The organism is Streptomyces sp. NPDC006283 (assembly GCF_040613325.1).
GTDB lineage: Bacteria > Actinomycetota > Actinomycetes > Streptomycetales > Streptomycetaceae > Streptomyces.
Genome location: NZ_JBEXRZ010000024.1, coordinates 22548 through 38321 on the forward strand (window position 1 = coordinate 22548; position 15774 = coordinate 38321).

A 15774-nucleotide genomic window follows, 5' to 3' on the forward strand; every position below is an offset into this window, starting at 1 on the left:
CATCCGATCGAGGAGAACGCCGCCCATGACAGGCTCTCGTGTCGTCGCCCTCGGGCACTATCAGCCCGCCAAGGTGCTCACCAACGACGACCTGGCCCTCATGGTCGACACGAGTGACGAGTGGATCCGCAGTCGCGTCGGGATCCACACCCGTCATGTGGCCGGCCCCGACGAGCCCGTCGACGAGCTCGCCGCGCACGCCGCGGCCAAGGCCCTGGCGTCGGCCGGGCTGATGCCCGCCGACGTGGACCTGGTGCTGGTCGCCACCTCCACCGCGGTCGACCGGTCGCCCAACACCGCGGCCAGGGTGGCGGCGCGGCTGGGTATGGCCTCGCCCGCGGTGATGGACCTCAACGTCGTCTGCGCCGGCTTCACCCACGCGCTCGCCACCGCCGACCACACCCTGCGGGCGGGAGCGGCGACCCGCGCCCTCGTCATCGGGGCGGACAAGATGGCCGACATCGTCGACTGGACCGACCGCACGACGTGCGTCCTCGTGGGCGACGGCGCCGGCGCGGCCGTGGTCGAGGCCGTCCCGGACGGGCAGGAGCCCGGCATCGGCCCGGTGCTGTGGGGGTCGGTGCCCGAGATGGGGCACGCCGTGCGGATCGAGGGAACCCCGGCGCGCTTCGCGCAGGAGGGTCAGGCCGTCTACCGCTGGGCCACGACCCAGCTGCCGCCGATCGCACGCAAGGTCTGCGAACGGGCGGGCGTCGCACCCGAGGATCTGGCGGCAGTCGTGCTGCACCAGGCCAATCTGCGGATCATCGAGCCGGTCGCACGGAAGATCGGCGCGGTCAACGCCGTCATCGCCCGCGATGTCGTCGACTCGGGCAACACCTCCGCCGCGTCGATCCCGATGGCCCTGTCGAAGCTGGTCGAACGTGGCGAGATCCAGTCCGGCGACCCCGTCCTGCTGTTCGGGTTCGGCGGAAACCTGTCGTACGCCGGGCAGGTGATCCGCTGTCCGTGACGTTCACGGGCAGACTGGCCGCATGGTGACGAAGCGAAGTGCCGGGCTGCTGCTGTGGCGGCGCCGGGAGGCGGGGGTCGAGGTCCTCATCGGACACATGGGCGGCCCGTTCTGGTCGGCACGGAACGAGGGAGCCTGGTCGATCCCCAAAGGCGAGTACGCCCCCGACGAGGAGCCGATGGCGGCCGCGCGGCGTGAGTTCGAGGAGGAGCTGGGGCTCCAGGCGCCGGACGGCGACTGGCATCCGCTCGGCGAGACGCGCCAGTCGAACGGCAAGCTCGTGACGGTGTGGGCGATGGAGGGCGATCTCGACACCGCGCTCGTCGTGCCGGGCACCTTCACCATGGAGTGGCCGAGGGGATCGGGCGTGACACAGGAGTTCCCCGAGATCGACCGTGCCGAGTGGGTCGGTGTGGAAGAGGCGCGGCCGAAGCTGGTGACCGGCCAACGGGTTTTTCTGGACCGGCTTCTTCCGCTTCTGTGACGTGACCGGCGTCTCGGTGTGGCCGATGATTGCGCTCGGTAGACTGTAGACGATAGCCAATCGCTCGATCGCCGTTGTCGTTCGCCGCTCGTTGGCCGGAGGGGACCGCCGATGTTGTCAGCAGGACTGCCGCAAGGAACCGTGCCCAAGCTGGAACGCCCCGGTCCACTGCGTGAGCGTGTGTACGAGGCGCTGCTGGAGCTGATCACCACCCGTGCGCTGAGGCCGGGGCAGCATCTGGTCGAGAGCGAGCTCGCCGGGCACCTCGGCGTCTCCCGCCAGCCCGTGCGCGAGGCGTTGCAACGCCTCAACACGGAGGGCTGGGTGGATCTGCGCCCCGCTCAGGGCGCATTCGTCCACGAGCCCACCGAGGCGGAGGCCGACCAACTCCTTTCCGTACGAACGCTGTTGGAGGCGGAGGCCGCCCGGCTCGCCGCGGCGAACTCGGGCACGGCGGGCATCGAGGCCCTCGAATCGCTGTGCGCCAAGGGCGAGCAGGCGGTCGCCGACGACGACGTCGACCTGGCCGTGGCCACCAACGCCGCCTTCCACGCCAAGGTGATGGAACTCGCCGGCAACCTGGTCCTGGCGGAGCTGGCGGCCCAGGTGGACCGCCGGGTCCGCTGGTACTACACCCCGGTCGCCCGGCAGCGGGGCCGCCAGTCGTGGATCGAGCACCGAGAGCTGATCGCCGCGATCTCCGTCCGCGACGAGAAGCGGGCCACCGAGGTCATGCGCGCGCACACCGAGCACACCCGCACGACCTACCACCAGCGCGAACAGGCCTGACCGGCCCGGCCCCGGCGCCCTCAGGCGGGCGGCCTGCCGACGGCGAGCATCAGCCGCATCGCCGTGTTGCGGACCGGCGCGACACCGGGCGTGTGCACCATCTTGTTCATCAGGCGCGCGGCCCGGGCCAGCCGCTGCGTCGGAACGCGCCGGAGCGCGTCGTACGCGGCGAGGGCGTCCTCCACCCTGTGGTGGGTGCACAGCTCGCGGGCGAGCGTCACGCCGTCGATCAGCGCCTCGCAGGCTCCGCGGCCCAGGTCGGGCGTCATGGCATGGGCCGCGTCCCCGATCAGAGCCGTGCGCCCGCTGACGTAACGGGGCAACGGCCGCGCGAGGTCGTGGAGGTCGAGGCGCAGCACGCCCTCACCGTCGTTCTCGCGCACCCGGTCCAGGACGCGCCGCACGCCGGGGTGCCAGTCGCCGAAGCACTCTTCCAGCGCGGCGAGTTCGCCTCTTGGTGCCTTGGCCAGCTCCGGGGCGCGCACGCACGCGAACCAGTTGGTGCGGCCTTCCGTGTGCGGGGTGACGCCGAAGCGGGCACCCGAGCCCCACGTCTCGACGACGGTGTCCATGTCGCCGTCGACGATCCCGCGCCAGGACGTCACGCCGGTGTAGCGGGTGCCGTAAGCATTGCCGAACAAGGCTTTGCGTGCACGGCTGTTGATGCCGTCGGCGGCGACGACCACGTCGTAGCCCGACAGTTCGCGGACATCGTCGACGCTCTCGCCGAAACGGATGACGCCGTCGTCGAGCGGGCCGGCGAGCGTGCGCAGCAGCGGGACCCGGGAGATCAGGTACACCGGGTCGCCCGTGCGGCGCCGCAGCGCTGCCACGTCGACATCCGCGATGCGGGCGCCGTCCGCCCGTACGAACCCGCCGCCGGTCTGCGGGCGAGCGAGCGACCGCGCGGTGTCGCCGAGCCCGAGGGCGTCCAGGGCCTGCAGGGCGCTGGGCCACATGCCGAGTGCCGTGCCGGTCTCCGGCAGGCCCGCCGCGCGCTCCCGCACGTCCACGTCCCAGCCGTTCGCGCGCAGATGGACAGCGGTGGCGAGACCGCCGATACCGGCTCCGATGATGATCGCTGTTCTGGCCATGCGTTCACGGTACTATGTTTGTAGTGATCGGACGCGGTTTCATCGGGAAGGTGGCTGGAACCCCATGGCGGGCAGGCGTGACGAGGTCCTCAATGCGGCGATCGCGGTGCTGGCCGCGGGTGGACTGCGCCGGCTGACGTACCAGGCGGTGGACGGAGCAGCCGGCGTCCCGGCCGGCACCACGTCCAATCACTTCCGCAACCGGGACGTCCTGGTCGACGGGGTGGTCGCGCACCTGGAGGAGCTGGACCGGCGTGACTGGGAGTCCTTCGCCGGGCGTGCCGCCCCCCACGGGATCGACGAACTGGCTGCCGCCCTGGCCCGGATGGTGGAGCACCTGGTCGGCCCGGCCCGCGACCGCACGAGCGCCCGGTACGCCCTGCTGCTCGAGGGCATCGCCCGCCCCTCGGTGCGGGAGCCGCTCGTGCGGGGGCGGGAGTCGCTGGTGGGCTGGGGCGCGGAGTGGCTTGCCGCGTCGGGTTCGCCGGACCCGGAGGGCCACTGCAGAGTGCTGTTCGACCTGCTCGAGGGCATGATGTTCCATCAGGTCACGCTCCCGGACAGGGCGTTCCGTCCGGAACGGGCGATCCGCACGGCACTGAGGGCGTTCTTCCCGGGGGTATGACGCTGCCGGGCTGGACCCGGCGCTCGGGGGTGGCCCTGTGCGGGGTCCTGTCGGGGGGCGCGGCCGCCCCGATGTGCCCCTGCTGGTGGGTGGTGCGGGGGCGGGGCCTCCGGAGGGGGGATCGCGGACTGCTTTCCCGTACTTGCGCCACTCAAGACTCACGACGCTTTACGTCCGCTCACCCCCCTCCTACGACCCCACCCCCTCCTGCCGGTGCAGGGACTGCACGGGCGGTGGCCGGTCTCCACGGCCGGTGCGTGCTTTCCCGGCCGGAGCGGCACCCGGACGCCGAACACCCGGACCGGGCCCACCCGAGGGACGCCGGCCAGGAACAGCCGGGCCCCGCCCGGTGGCGCGGCCCAGTTGCCGCGCGCTCAAGCGCGTGGCGCGCGGACCTTTGTCCCGGGTGTGGAGAAAGTTGTGCCGGAACTGCGCGCAAGTTCTTCCCAGTTCGGTAAAGCGCTGCTACGTTCCCCTCGAAAGCCCGACGGAGACAGCCGACTGGGTCCCCAGCCGAAGGCCAGGGGAGGGGAGGGGCACGTGAGACGGATGACAGCTCGACCCGCGAACGCGCACCAGGCGCGACTGCTTCGGCTGCTGCGTGACGGTGGCCCCAACTCCCGTGCACAGCTGGGCGACGAGGTGGACCTGTCCCGTTCCAAGCTCGCCGTCGAGGTCGACCGGCTGCTGGAGACCGGACTCGTGGTCGCCGACGGACTCGCCGCCTCCCGCGGCGGGCGTCGCTCCCACAACATCCGGCTCGCGCCGGCGCTGCGCTTCCTGGGCGTCGACATCGGCGCCACCTCGATCGACGTCGCCGTCACCAACGCGGAGCTGGAGGTCCTGGGGCACCTCAACCAGCCCATGGACGTCCGCGAGGGTCCCGTCGCCGTCTTCGAGCAGGTGCTGGCGATGGCGGCGAAACTCAAGGCCTCCGGACTGGCGGAGGGTTTCGACGGGGCAGGCATCGGCGTGCCCGGCCCCGTCCGCTACCCCGAGGGCGTGCCCGTCGCGCCGCCGATCATGCCGGGCTGGGACGGCTTCCCCGTGCGGGAGGCGCTCAGCCAGGACCTGGGCTGCCCGGTGATGGTCGACAACGACGTGAACCTGATGGCCATGGGGGAGCAGCACGCCGGCGTCGCGCGTTCCGTGGGCGACTTCCTGTGCATCAAGATCGGCACAGGCATCGGCTGCGGCATCGTCGTCGGCGGAGAGGTCTACCGCGGTACGACCGGCAGCGCCGGCGACATCGGCCACATCCAGGTCGCACCGGACGGCCGCGCCTGCGCCTGCGGCAACAGGGGCTGTCTGGAGGCGCACTTCAGTGGCGCCGCGCTCGCCCGTGACGCCGAGGACGCGGCCCGCGCCGGCCGGTCGGCCGAGCTCGCCGCCCGGCTGGAGGCGGCCGGGCACCTCACGGCCGCGGACGTGTCCGCCGCCGCGGCCGCGGGGGACGCCACGGCCATCGAGCTCATCCGAGAGGGAGGCAACCGCCTCGGTCAGGTCATCGCGGGACTCGTCAGCTTCTTCAACCCGGGTCTCGTGGTCATCGGCGGCGGTGTGACCGGCCTCGGCCACACCCTGCTCGCCAGCGTACGCACCCAGGTCTACCGGCAGTCCCTACCGCTGGCCACCGGCAATCTTCCCATCGTGCTGGGCGAGTTGGGCCCGACCGCCGGAGTCATCGGCGCGGCCCGGCTCATCAGCGACCACCTGTTCTCGCCGGCCTGACCTTCAGGCCGGCATCGCACACGGCTCAGCAAAAAAGCACACGCACCTGGTTCCACCCTGCCCGCTCACCGGCCGCACCCGCCGAGGGGATTTGTCATGGCCTCAGAACCACCGCTGCTCACCATGTCCGGCATCACCAAGTCCTTCCCGGGCGTCCGTGCCCTGGACGGCGTGGACCTCGAGGTCCTGGCCGGCGAAGTCCACTGTCTCCTCGGCCAGAACGGCGCCGGCAAGTCCACCCTGATCAAGGTGCTGGCCGGCGCCCATCAGCCCGACGGCGGGGAGATCACCTGGCGCGCGGAGGCCGTGGCCCTCAAGTCGCCCATCGCCGCCATGCGCCTCGGCATCGCCACGATCTACCAGGAACTCGACCTGGTGGAAGGGCTGTCCGTCGCGGAGAACGTCTTCCTCGGGCACGAGCCCACCTCCGCCGGATTCGTCGTCCGGGGCGGTACGGCCCGTACCGCGACCACGCGACTGCTCGAGCGGCTCGGCCACCCGGAGATCGACCCAGCGTGCCTCGTGGGCGAACTCTCCGCGGCACAGCAGCAGATCGTCTCCATGGCACGCGCGCTCTCCCACGAGGTGCGGTTGATCGTAATGGACGAGCCGTCGGCCGCCCTCGACCCCGACGAGGTCGACAACCTTTTCCGGATCGTCGGCGACCTGACCGCCGACGGTGTCGCCGTCGTCTACATCTCCCACCGCCTCGAGGAGATCCGGCGCATCGGCGACCGGGTCACCGTGCTCAAGGACGGCCGGGCGGTGGCCGTCGGCCTGCCCGCCAAGTCGACCCCGACCCGTGACATCGTTGCCCTGATGACGGGACGCAACGTCGAGTACGTCTTCCCCGAGCGCCCGGCGAGCGATGCCGCCGCCGCCAAGGAGCCCGTACTGCGCGTCGAAGGTCTCACCAGGAAGGGCGAGTTCGCCCCGGTCGACCTGGAACTGCGGCCCGGCGAGATCGTGGGCCTCGCCGGGCTCGTCGGATCGGGACGCAGCGAGATCCTGGAGACGATCTACGGCGCCCGCAAGGCCGACGCCGGGCGTGTCCTCGTCGACGGCACCGTACTGCGCCCCGGCAGCGTCCGCGCCGCCGTCCGCGCGGGGATCGGGCTCGCCCCGGAGGAGCGCAAGGCGCAGGGCCTGCTGATGCTCGAGTCCGTCACCCGCAACGTCTCCGTGTCCACCCTCTCCCGCTTCGCCCGCGCGGGCTGGCTCGACCAGCGTGCGGAACGGGCGGCCGCCCAGCAGGCCACCAGGGAACTCTCCCTGCGGCCCGACAACCCCGACGCCCGCATCCGCACCCTGTCCGGCGGCAATCAGCAGAAGGCCGTCCTGGCCCGCTGGCTGCTGCGCGGCTGCAAAGTGCTGCTGCTGGACGAACCGACCCGCGGCGTCGACGTCGGCGCCAGGGCCGAGCTCTACGCAGTGATCCGCCGGCTGGCCGACGAAGGCCTCGCCGTACTTCTCGTATCCAGCGAGGTGCCCGAAGTCCTCGGCCTCGCGGACCGGGTGCTGGTGCTCCGGGAGGGCAACGTCGTCCACACGGCGGATGCCCGGGAGCTCGACGAGCACCGCGTACTCGACCTCGTGATGGAAGGGAGCCCGACGGCATGACGCAGCCGGCCACTCCGACGCAGCAGAACGCGCCGACGCTCAGCCCCAAGACCACCCCGGACAAGGGGGTTTCGCGCCGTCCGCTCGGACTGCGCCTCGATGTCCGCAACCTGTCGCTGCTCGGCGTCCTCGCCGTCCTCGTCGCGGTCGGCGGCATCACCAAGCCCGACGAGTTCCTCGCCACCAGCAACCTGCAGCTCGTCCTCACCCAGGCCTCCGTCATCGGCGTCGTCACGGTCGGTATGACGTTCGTCATCACCAGCGGCGGCATAGACCTGTCCGTCGGCGCGATCGTGGCGCTCGCCTCCGTCTGGGCGACGACCGTCGCCACACAGGAGTACGGTTTCGCCGGCATCCTGTTCACGGCCGTCGTCGTCGGCGTGGGCTGCGGCCTCGTGAACGGCCTGCTCATCGCGTACGGCAGGATGGTGCCGTTCATCGCCACTCTCGCCATGCTGGCCTCCGCCCGCGGACTCGCCCTGCAGATCACGGACGGCAAGACCCAGATCGTCACCGTCGACTCGGTGCTCGACCTCGGCATCAGGGACGCCTACATCCTCGGCATCCCACCGCTGGTACTGGTCTTCGCCGCGGTCACCGCCGTCGGCTGGCTCCTGCTCAACCGCACCACCTTCGGCCGCCGCACCGTCGCCGTCGGCGGCAACGCGGAGGCGGCGCGGCTCGCCGGCATCGACGTGCGCCGGCAGCGCCTCTACCTGTACCTGCTGTCCGGTCTGTGCTGCGGCATCGCCGCCTTCATGCTCATCGTGCTGGCGGGCTCCGGCCAGAACACCAACGGCAATCTCTACGAACTCGACGCCATCGCCGCCGCGATCATCGGCGGCACGCTGCTCAGCGGCGGTCGCGGCACCATCGTCGGCTCCGTCCTCGGCGTCCTCGTCTTCACCACGATCACCAACATCTTCGCCCTCAACAACCTCGAGAGCGCGGTCCAGCAGATCGCCAAGGGCGCCATCATCGTCGCCGCCGTACTGGTCCAGCACCGGACACTGCGGGGCGGCGACGCCTGACACCGCCGTCCCGCGCCTCCCTCTTCTCTCGCACGCCTTCTCGTACCGCCCACACCACATAGTTGAAGGGGCTGACCCGCCATGCCAGAAATCCCAGCCACCAGCCGCAGAGGACTGCTCTTCGGCACCGCCGCGATCTCCGCCGGCGCGCTGCTCACCGCCTGCACCAGCAACGAGCCCAAGACCGAGGAGACGGCCGCCGAGAACGCCCCGGTCGCCGACGACAAGCCCGGTAAGGCCGTCACCATCGGCTTCGCCGGCCCGCAGGCCGACCACGGCTGGCTGAACGCCATCAACCAGAACGCCAAGTCCCGCGCGGAGAAGTACTCCGACGTCACCCTGGAGATCACCGAGGGCTCCAACGACACGGCCGCCCAGATCGGCCAGGTCCAGACCCTGATCAACAAGAAGGTCGACGTCCTGGTGATCCTGCCCGCCGACGGCAAGGCGCTCACCCAGATCGGCCTCCAGGCCATGAAGGCGGGCATCCCCGTCGTCAACCTGGACCGGATCTTCGCCTCACCCCAGGCGTACCGCTGCTGGATCGGCGGCGACAACTACGGCATGGGCCTCAACGCCGGCAACTACATCGGCGAGCAGCTCAAGGACAAGCCCAACGCCAAGGTCATCGAGCTCGCCGGGCTGGACAACCTCGAACTCACCAAGCAGCGCACCCAGGGCTTCGACGATGCCCTGAAGAACTACCCCAACATCAAGAAGGTCGCCCGGCAGGCCGCCGACTTCACGGTCGAGTCCGGCCAGGCCAAGATGGCGCAGCTGCTGCAGGCCCAGTCGCAGTTCGACGCCCTGTGGAACCACGACGACGACCAGGGCGTGGGCGCCCTGCGCGCCATCGCCCAGGCCGGGCGCAAGGACTTCCTGATGGTCGGCGGCGCCGGCGCCAAGTCCGCCATGGACGCCATCAAGGCCGACGACAGCGTGCTCAAGGCCACCGTCCTTTACCCGCCGACGATGGCCGCCTCCGCCATCGACCTCGCCCGCGCGCTCGGGCAGGGCAAGGGCGTCAGCGGGATGGCCGAACTCGAGATCCCGGCCTCCCTGACCCTCTACTCGGCCGTCGTCACCAAGGACAACGTCGACGAGTACCTGCCCACCGGTTTCAACTGACCGGCGCGCCCGGGCGATCCTCTCGGGCCCCCACCGAGCACACCGACGAGATCGTGACTCCGACAGGAGGATTCCGCATGGAACTGAGGGACAGTGGCGCCGCACCGCCGACACTCGGCGTCGGCATGGTCGGCTACGCGTTCATGGGCGCCGCCCACTCCCAGGGGTGGCGCACCGCAGGGCGCGTCTTCGACCTGCCGCTGCGGCCGGTCCTCGCCGCGATCGGTGGCCGTGACGCCGCCGCGGTGCGTGCCGCGGCGGACAAACACGGCTGGGCCGCGGCGGAGACCGACTGGCGCGCCCTCGTGGCCCGCGACGACGTGCACCTCGTCGACGTCTGCACGCCGGGCGACAGCCATGCGGAGATCGCCATCGCGGCGCTGGAGGCAGGCAAGCACGTCCTGTGCGAGAAGCCGCTGGCCAACTCGGTCGCGGAGGCGGAAGCCATGGTCGCGGCGGCGGAACGTGCCAGGGAACGCGGCCAGTTGGCCATGGTCGGGTTCAACTACCGGCGGGTCCCCGCCCTCGCGTACGCTCGCCGGCTGATCGCCGAGGGCCGGCTCGGCGCCCTGCGGCACGTACGGGTCACCTACCTGCAGGACTGGCTGGTGGACCCGGACTTCCCGCTGACCTGGCGGCTCCAGCGCGAGCACGCGGGCTCCGGCGCGCTCGGCGATCTCGGCGCGCACATCGTCGACCTCGCGCAGTATCTGGCGGGGGAGCTGCTGGTCGGGGTCTCCGCCCAGATGGAGACCTTCGTGAAGGAACGGCCCCTGCTCCAAGGTGCCTCCGCGGGACTTACCGCATCGGGCGGCACGGAGCGCGGGGCGGTCACCGTCGACGACGCGGCCGTCTTCACCGGCCGGCTCGCCTCCGGTGCGCTCGCCACGTTCGAGGCGACCCGGATGGCGACGGGCCGCAAGAACGCGCTCCGGCTGGAGATCAACGGCGAGCACGGATCGCTCGCCTTCGACCTCGAGCGGCTCAACGAGCTGTCGTTCCACGACCATCACGAGCCCGCCGCCACGGCCGGTTTCCGGCGGATCCTCGTCACCGAGGCCGAGCATCCGTACCTGGAGGCCTGGTGGCCGCCGGGTCACGCGCTCGGATACGAGCACACCTTCGCGCACCAGGCGCGCGACCTGGTCGAGGCCATCGCCACGGGCACCGACCCGGTGCCGTCGTTCGCCGACGGCCTTCAGGTGCAGCGGGTGCTCGCGGCGGTGGAGGAGAGCGCCCAGAAGAACGCCGTCCACACCCCCGTACAGGCAGTACAGGCACAGGTCCGGTAGAGAGATCCGGCAGGGATCCGGTTTGGAGGCGCCATGCCACGCCCGTTCACACTGTTCACCGGCCAGTGGGCCGATCTGCCGCTCGAGGAGGTCTGCTCCCTGGCCCGTGACTTCGGCTACGACGGTCTGGAACTCGCCTGCTGGGGCGACCACTTCGAGGTCGACAAGGCACTCGCCGACCCGTCCTACCTGGACGGGCGGCATGCGCTGCTGGAGAAGTACGGCCTCAAGTGCTGGGCCATCTCCAACCACCTGGTCGGCCAGGCCGTCTGCGACAACCCCATCGACGAGCGCCACCAGGGCATCCTGCCCGCCAGGATCTGGGGAGACGGCGAGCCCGAGGGCGTGCGGCAGCGGGCCGCTGCCGAGCTGCGGGACACCGCGCGCGCCGCGGCCGCCTTCGGCGTGGACACCGTCATCGGCTTCACCGGTTCGTCGATCTGGCACCTCGTCGCGATGTTCCCGCCCGTGCCCGAGCGGATGATCGAGCGCGGCTACGAGGACTTCGCGGAGCGCTGGAACCCGATCCTCGACGTCTTCGACACCGAGGGCGTGCGCTTCGCCCACGAGGTCCACCCCAGCGAGATCGCCTACGACTACTGGACCACCAAACGGGCCCTGGAGGCGGTCGGCAACCGCCCGGCCTTCGGACTGAACTTCGACCCGAGTCACTTCGTCTGGCAGGACCTCGACCCCGTCGGCTTCCTGTACGACTTCCGGGACCGGATCTACCACGTCGACTGCAAGGAGGCCCGCAAGCGCCTCGACGGGCGCAACGGGCGGCTCGGCTCCCATCTCCCGTGGGGCGACCCCCGGCGCGGCTGGGACTTCGTCTCCGCCGGGCACGGCGACGTGCCCTGGGAGGACGTGTTCCGGATGCTGCGCTCGATCGGCTACGACGGCCCCATCTCCGTGGAGTGGGAGGACGCCGGCATGGACCGGCTGACCGGTGCTCCACAAGCGCTTGCCGCCCTGAAGCGCTTCGACTTCGACCCGCCCGCCGCGTCCTTCGACGCGGCATTCGGGGGCGGCGAGAACTAGTAACACCAGGTCCGGGCCCGGCGGCCGGCAAGGCCGCCGGACCGGTCCGGGCTGCCCGGGTGCATCTTTGTCCTGTTCGGGGAAAAAGTTCAACTTCTCTGCTGCGCAAGGGCTTTCGGCCCAGGACGAACCCGGCTACGGTCCCATCTCGTGTACACGACATAGGTGGTTCAGGAGTGACGGCGCATTCCGGTTCCACGGCACACCGCCCGTTCGACCGGCATACCGGAGGACATTCGTGCACAGAACAAGGCTCAGAGGCCGCAAGGCACTCGCGCTCCTCACCGGCGGGCTCCTCGCCGCAGGCTCGCTCGCCCTCACCGCGCCGACAGTGGCGTCCGCCGCAGACCCCGAGGCGGCCCGCTCCGCGGCCGCCGAGGAATTCCAGCAGGTGACCCTCGCCAAGGGCGGTGAGGAGACCGGCGAGCCCATGTCGCTGGCCGTCCTGCCCGACCGGAGTGTGCTCCACACCTCCCGCAGCGGCGAGCTGCGCATGACCGACGCCGCCGGCAACACCCGGGTCGTCGGCACCATCCCGGTGTACTCGCACGACGAAGAGGGTCTCCAAGGCGTGGGCCTGGACCCGGGCTTCGCGCAGAACCGGTTCATCTATCTCTACTACGCACCCCCGATGGACACCCCTGCGGGCGACGCCCCCAACGAGGGCACCGCGGCGGACTTCGCGAAGTTCGACGGCGTCAACCGGCTCTCGCGTTTCGTCCTCAACGAGGACGGCACGCTGGACAACGCCAGCGAGAAGAAGATCATCGACATCCCGGCGACCCGCGGCATCTGCTGCCACGTCGGCGGCGACATCGACTTCGACGCCGAGGGCAACCTGTACCTGTCGACCGGCGACGACTCCAACCCCTTCGCCTCCGACGGCTTCACGCCCATCGACGACCGCCCCGGCCGCAACCCGGCGTACGACGCCCGCCGCACCTCCGGCAACACCAACGACCTGCGCGGCAAGATCCTGCGCATCAAGGTGAACGAGGACGGCTCCTACTCCGTACCCGAGGGCAACCTCTTCGCCCCCGGCACGGACAAGACCCGGCCCGAGATCTACGCCATGGGCTTCCGCAACCCCTTCCGCTTCAGCGTCGACAAGAAGACCGGCATCCTCTACGTCGGCGACTACGGGCCCGACGCCGGCACCGCCGACCCCAAGCGGGGCCCGGCCGGCCAGGTCGAGTTCGCCCGCGTCACCGGCCCCGGCAACTTCGGCTGGCCGTTCTGCACCGGCGACAACGACCCCTTCGTCGAGTACGACTTCGCCACCAAGACCTCGGGCGCCACCTTCGACTGCGCGAACCTGAAGAACACCTCGCCGCACAACACCGGCCTCGTCGACCTGCCGCCCGCGCAGCCGGCCTGGATCCCGTACGACGGCGGCTCCGTACCCGAGTTCGGCAGCGGCTCCGAGTCCCCGATGGGCGGTCCCGTCTACCGGCACAACCCGGACTCCGACTCCCCGGTGGCATTCCCCGCGGAGTACGACGGCGACTTCTTCGCCGGCGAGTTCGGCCGGCGCTGGATCAAGCGGATCGAGCAGGGTGAGGACGGCACCGTCCAGTCCATCAACCCCGTGCCCTGGACCGGTACCCAGATCATGGACATGGCCTTCGGGCCCGACGGCGCGCTGTACGTCCTCGACTACGGCACCGCCTGGTTCGGCGGCGACGAGAACGCCGGCCTGTACCGGATAGAGAACGCCACCGGCGGACGCTCACCGGTCGCCGAGGCCTCCGCCAACAAGACCTCCGGCCAGGCGCCGATGCGTGTCTCCTTCTCCTCGGCCGGCACGACGGACGCCGACGGCGACACCCTCACCTACGCCTGGGACTTCGGCGACGGCACCACCTCCACGGAGGCCAACCCCGTCCACCGCTACACCAAGAACGGCACCTACACGGCGACGGTCACCGCCAAGGACCCGACGGGCCGCACAGGCTCCGCCAGCGTCCATGTCGTGGTGGGCAACACCGCGCCCAAGGTGACCCTCGAACTCCCTGCAGAGGGAACGCTGTTCAGTTTCGGTGACGAAATCCCGTTCAAGGTGACGGTCACGGATCCCGAGGACGGCGCGATCGACTGTGCCAAGGTCAAGGTGAACTACATCCTCGGCCACGACAGCCACGGCCACCCCATCACCTCGGCCACCGGCTGCTCCGGCACCATCAAGACCTCCGCCGACGGCGGCCACGACCCCAACGCCAACATCTTCGGAGTCCTCGACGCCGAGTACACCGACGGCGGAGGCGGCGGCCAGGCCGCGCTGACCAGCCACGACCAGGCCCAGCTGCAGCCCCGCCACCGGCAGGCGGAGCACTTCGACAACCAGTCCGGCATCAAGACCTACGACAAGGCGGCCGCCAACGGCGGCAAGACCGTCGGCGACATCGACAACGGCGACTGGATCTCCTTCGAGACGTACAACCTCGCCGGATCGACCAAGCTCACCGCCCGGATCTCCTCCGGCGGCGCCGGCGGCTTCCTCGAGGTGCGCACCGGCTCCGCGAACGGCCCGATCCTCGGCTCGGCTCCCGTCCCGGTCACCGGCAGCTGGGAGACGTTCCAGGACATAGACGTACCCCTGCGGGGCGTGACCAAGAAGACCACCGAACTGTTCCTGGTCTTCAAGGGCGGCGCCGGCGCGCTCTACGACGTCGACGACTTCGAGTTCTCCAACACCCCCGTCGACCGCACCGCCAAGCGTGTCCTCGTCTTCTCCAAGACCGCCGGCTTCCGCCACGACTCCATCGAGAGCGGCGTCGCGGCTCTCAAGGAGCTCGGGAAGACCAGCAACATCACGGTCGACGCCACCGAGGCGGCGGGCCAGTTCACCACCAACAACCTCGCCCGCTACGACTCCGTCGTGTTCCTCTCCACCACCGGTGACGTGCTGAACGCCGATCAGCAGAAGGCGTTCGAGAACTATGTCGCCAATGGCGGCGGCTACATGGGCGTCCACGCCGCGGCCGACACCGAGTACGACTGGGAGTTCTACGGCGGGCTCGTCGGCGCCCACTTCCAGTCCCACCCGCACATCCAGCCCGCCACCGTCCGTGTCGAGGACCACGACCACCCGGCCACCGCGCACATCGACGGCCCGTGGGACCGCACCGACGAGTGGTACAACTACCGCACCAACCCCCGTGAGCAGGCCCGTGTCCTCGCCACCCTCGACGAGACCACCTACGAGGGCGGCACGATGAAGGGCGACCACCCGATCGCCTGGTGCCAGACCTACGAGGGGGGCCGCGCCTTCTACACCGGAGGCGGCCACACCAAGGAGTCCTACGCGGAGCCGGCCTTCCGTCAGCATCTGCTCGGCGGCCTCCGCTACGCCACCGGCCAGGTGAAGGCAGACTGCAAGCCCCGCACCGGCTACCGGACCATCTTCAACGGCGAGACCCTCGAAGGCTGGAAGCAGGCCGGACCGGGCAGGTTCACCGTCGCCGACGGCGAACTGCGCACCGAGGGCGGCATGGGCATGCTGTGGTACCAGGCCAAGGAGCTCGGCTCGTACTCGCTGAAGCTCGACTGGAAGATGGACGGCGACGACAACTCCGGTGTCTTCGTGGGCTTCCCCGCCTCCGACGACCCATGGTCCGCGGTGAACAACGGATACGAGATCCAGATCGACGCCACCGACGCCGCCGACCGCACCACCGGCGCCGTCTACGGCTTCAAGTCCGCGAACATCAAGGCCCGCGACCAGGTACTGAGGCCGCCCGGCCAGTGGAACAGCTACGAGATCCGCGTCCAGGGTGAGCGTCTGCAGGTCTTCCTCAACGGAGTGAAGATCAACGACTTCACCAACCGGGACCCGGCCCGCAGCCTCAAGGACGGTTACATCGGCATCCAGAACCACGGGGCCGACGACCAGGTGTCCTTCCGGGACATCCAGGTGAAGCAGCTGCCCTCGTAGCCCACCGGGCCGCCCATGAGCCGGCGGCGGGC

General features: G+C 70.5%; 12 protein-coding genes. 11 read left to right on the top strand and 1 reads right to left on the bottom strand.

Annotation, left to right across the window (positions count from 1 at the left end; genetic code table 11):
• Positions 1 to 25 precede the first annotated feature (25 nt).
• The 3 genes from ABZ070_RS08100 (at position 26) to ABZ070_RS08110 (ending at position 2246) form a co-directional block, all read left to right on the top strand.
• Positions 26 to 973 carry a beta-ketoacyl-ACP synthase III gene (locus ABZ070_RS08100; RefSeq protein ID WP_356631191.1) on the top strand — a complete coding sequence of 316 codons (948 nt, stop codon included), beginning with the start codon at positions 26 to 28 and terminating at the stop codon, positions 971 to 973.
• Positions 974 to 995: 22 nt separating this feature from the next.
• On the top strand, positions 996 to 1457 hold the full coding sequence (locus tag ABZ070_RS08105) for an NUDIX domain-containing protein (protein ID WP_356631193.1): 462 nt from the start codon (positions 996 to 998) through the stop codon (positions 1455 to 1457).
• 111 nt (positions 1458 to 1568) lie between these two features.
• Entirely contained in the window at positions 1569 to 2246 is a 678-nt protein-coding gene (locus ABZ070_RS08110; RefSeq protein WP_356631195.1) for a GntR family transcriptional regulator, read from the top strand.
• Positions 2247 to 2266: 20 nt separating this feature from the next.
• On the opposite strand, the gene ABZ070_RS08115 is transcribed toward ABZ070_RS08110, so the two are convergent.
• Entirely contained in the window at positions 2267 to 3340 is a 1074-nt protein-coding gene (locus ABZ070_RS08115) for an FAD-dependent monooxygenase (RefSeq protein WP_356631197.1), read from the bottom strand.
• A 64-nt stretch (positions 3341 to 3404) separates the two neighbouring features.
• Between ABZ070_RS08115 and ABZ070_RS08120 the strand changes: the two genes are divergently transcribed.
• The 8 genes from ABZ070_RS08120 (at position 3405) to ABZ070_RS08155 (ending at position 15742) form a co-directional block, all read left to right on the top strand.
• Entirely contained in the window at positions 3405 to 3965 is a 561-nt protein-coding gene (locus ABZ070_RS08120; RefSeq protein WP_356631199.1) for a TetR/AcrR family transcriptional regulator, read from the top strand.
• A 549-nt stretch (positions 3966 to 4514) separates the two neighbouring features.
• The gene (locus tag ABZ070_RS08125; RefSeq protein WP_356631201.1) at positions 4515 to 5696 is read left to right on the top strand and encodes an ROK family transcriptional regulator; all 1182 of its coding nucleotides are present in this window, start codon (positions 4515 to 4517) and stop codon (positions 5694 to 5696) included.
• Positions 5697 to 5792: 96 nt separating this feature from the next.
• A complete protein-coding gene (locus ABZ070_RS08130; RefSeq protein WP_356631203.1) occupies positions 5793 to 7316 on the top strand; it encodes a sugar ABC transporter ATP-binding protein in 1524 nt (507 codons plus the stop codon).
• Positions 7313 to 8347: an ABC transporter permease gene (locus tag ABZ070_RS08135; protein ID WP_356631205.1), complete on the top strand. Its 1035-nt coding sequence runs from the start codon at positions 7313 to 7315 to the stop codon at positions 8345 to 8347. The genes ABZ070_RS08130 and ABZ070_RS08135 overlap by 4 nt, the downstream gene beginning before the upstream one ends.
• 81 nt (positions 8348 to 8428) lie before the next feature.
• Complete coding sequence (locus ABZ070_RS08140) at positions 8429 to 9475, top strand: substrate-binding domain-containing protein (protein ID WP_356631207.1); 1047 nt, start codon at positions 8429 to 8431, stop codon at positions 9473 to 9475.
• Positions 9476 to 9552: 77 nt separating this feature from the next.
• A complete protein-coding gene (locus tag ABZ070_RS08145) occupies positions 9553 to 10767 on the top strand; it encodes a Gfo/Idh/MocA family oxidoreductase (RefSeq protein ID WP_356631209.1) in 1215 nt (404 codons plus the stop codon).
• A 33-nt stretch (positions 10768 to 10800) separates the two neighbouring features.
• The gene (locus ABZ070_RS08150) at positions 10801 to 11808 is read left to right on the top strand and encodes a sugar phosphate isomerase/epimerase family protein (RefSeq protein WP_356631211.1); all 1008 of its coding nucleotides are present in this window, start codon (positions 10801 to 10803) and stop codon (positions 11806 to 11808) included.
• Positions 11809 to 12046: 238 nt separating this feature from the next.
• Positions 12047 to 15742: a ThuA domain-containing protein gene (locus tag ABZ070_RS08155; RefSeq protein ID WP_356631213.1), complete on the top strand. Its 3696-nt coding sequence runs from the start codon at positions 12047 to 12049 to the stop codon at positions 15740 to 15742.
• Positions 15743 to 15774 lie beyond the last annotated feature (32 nt).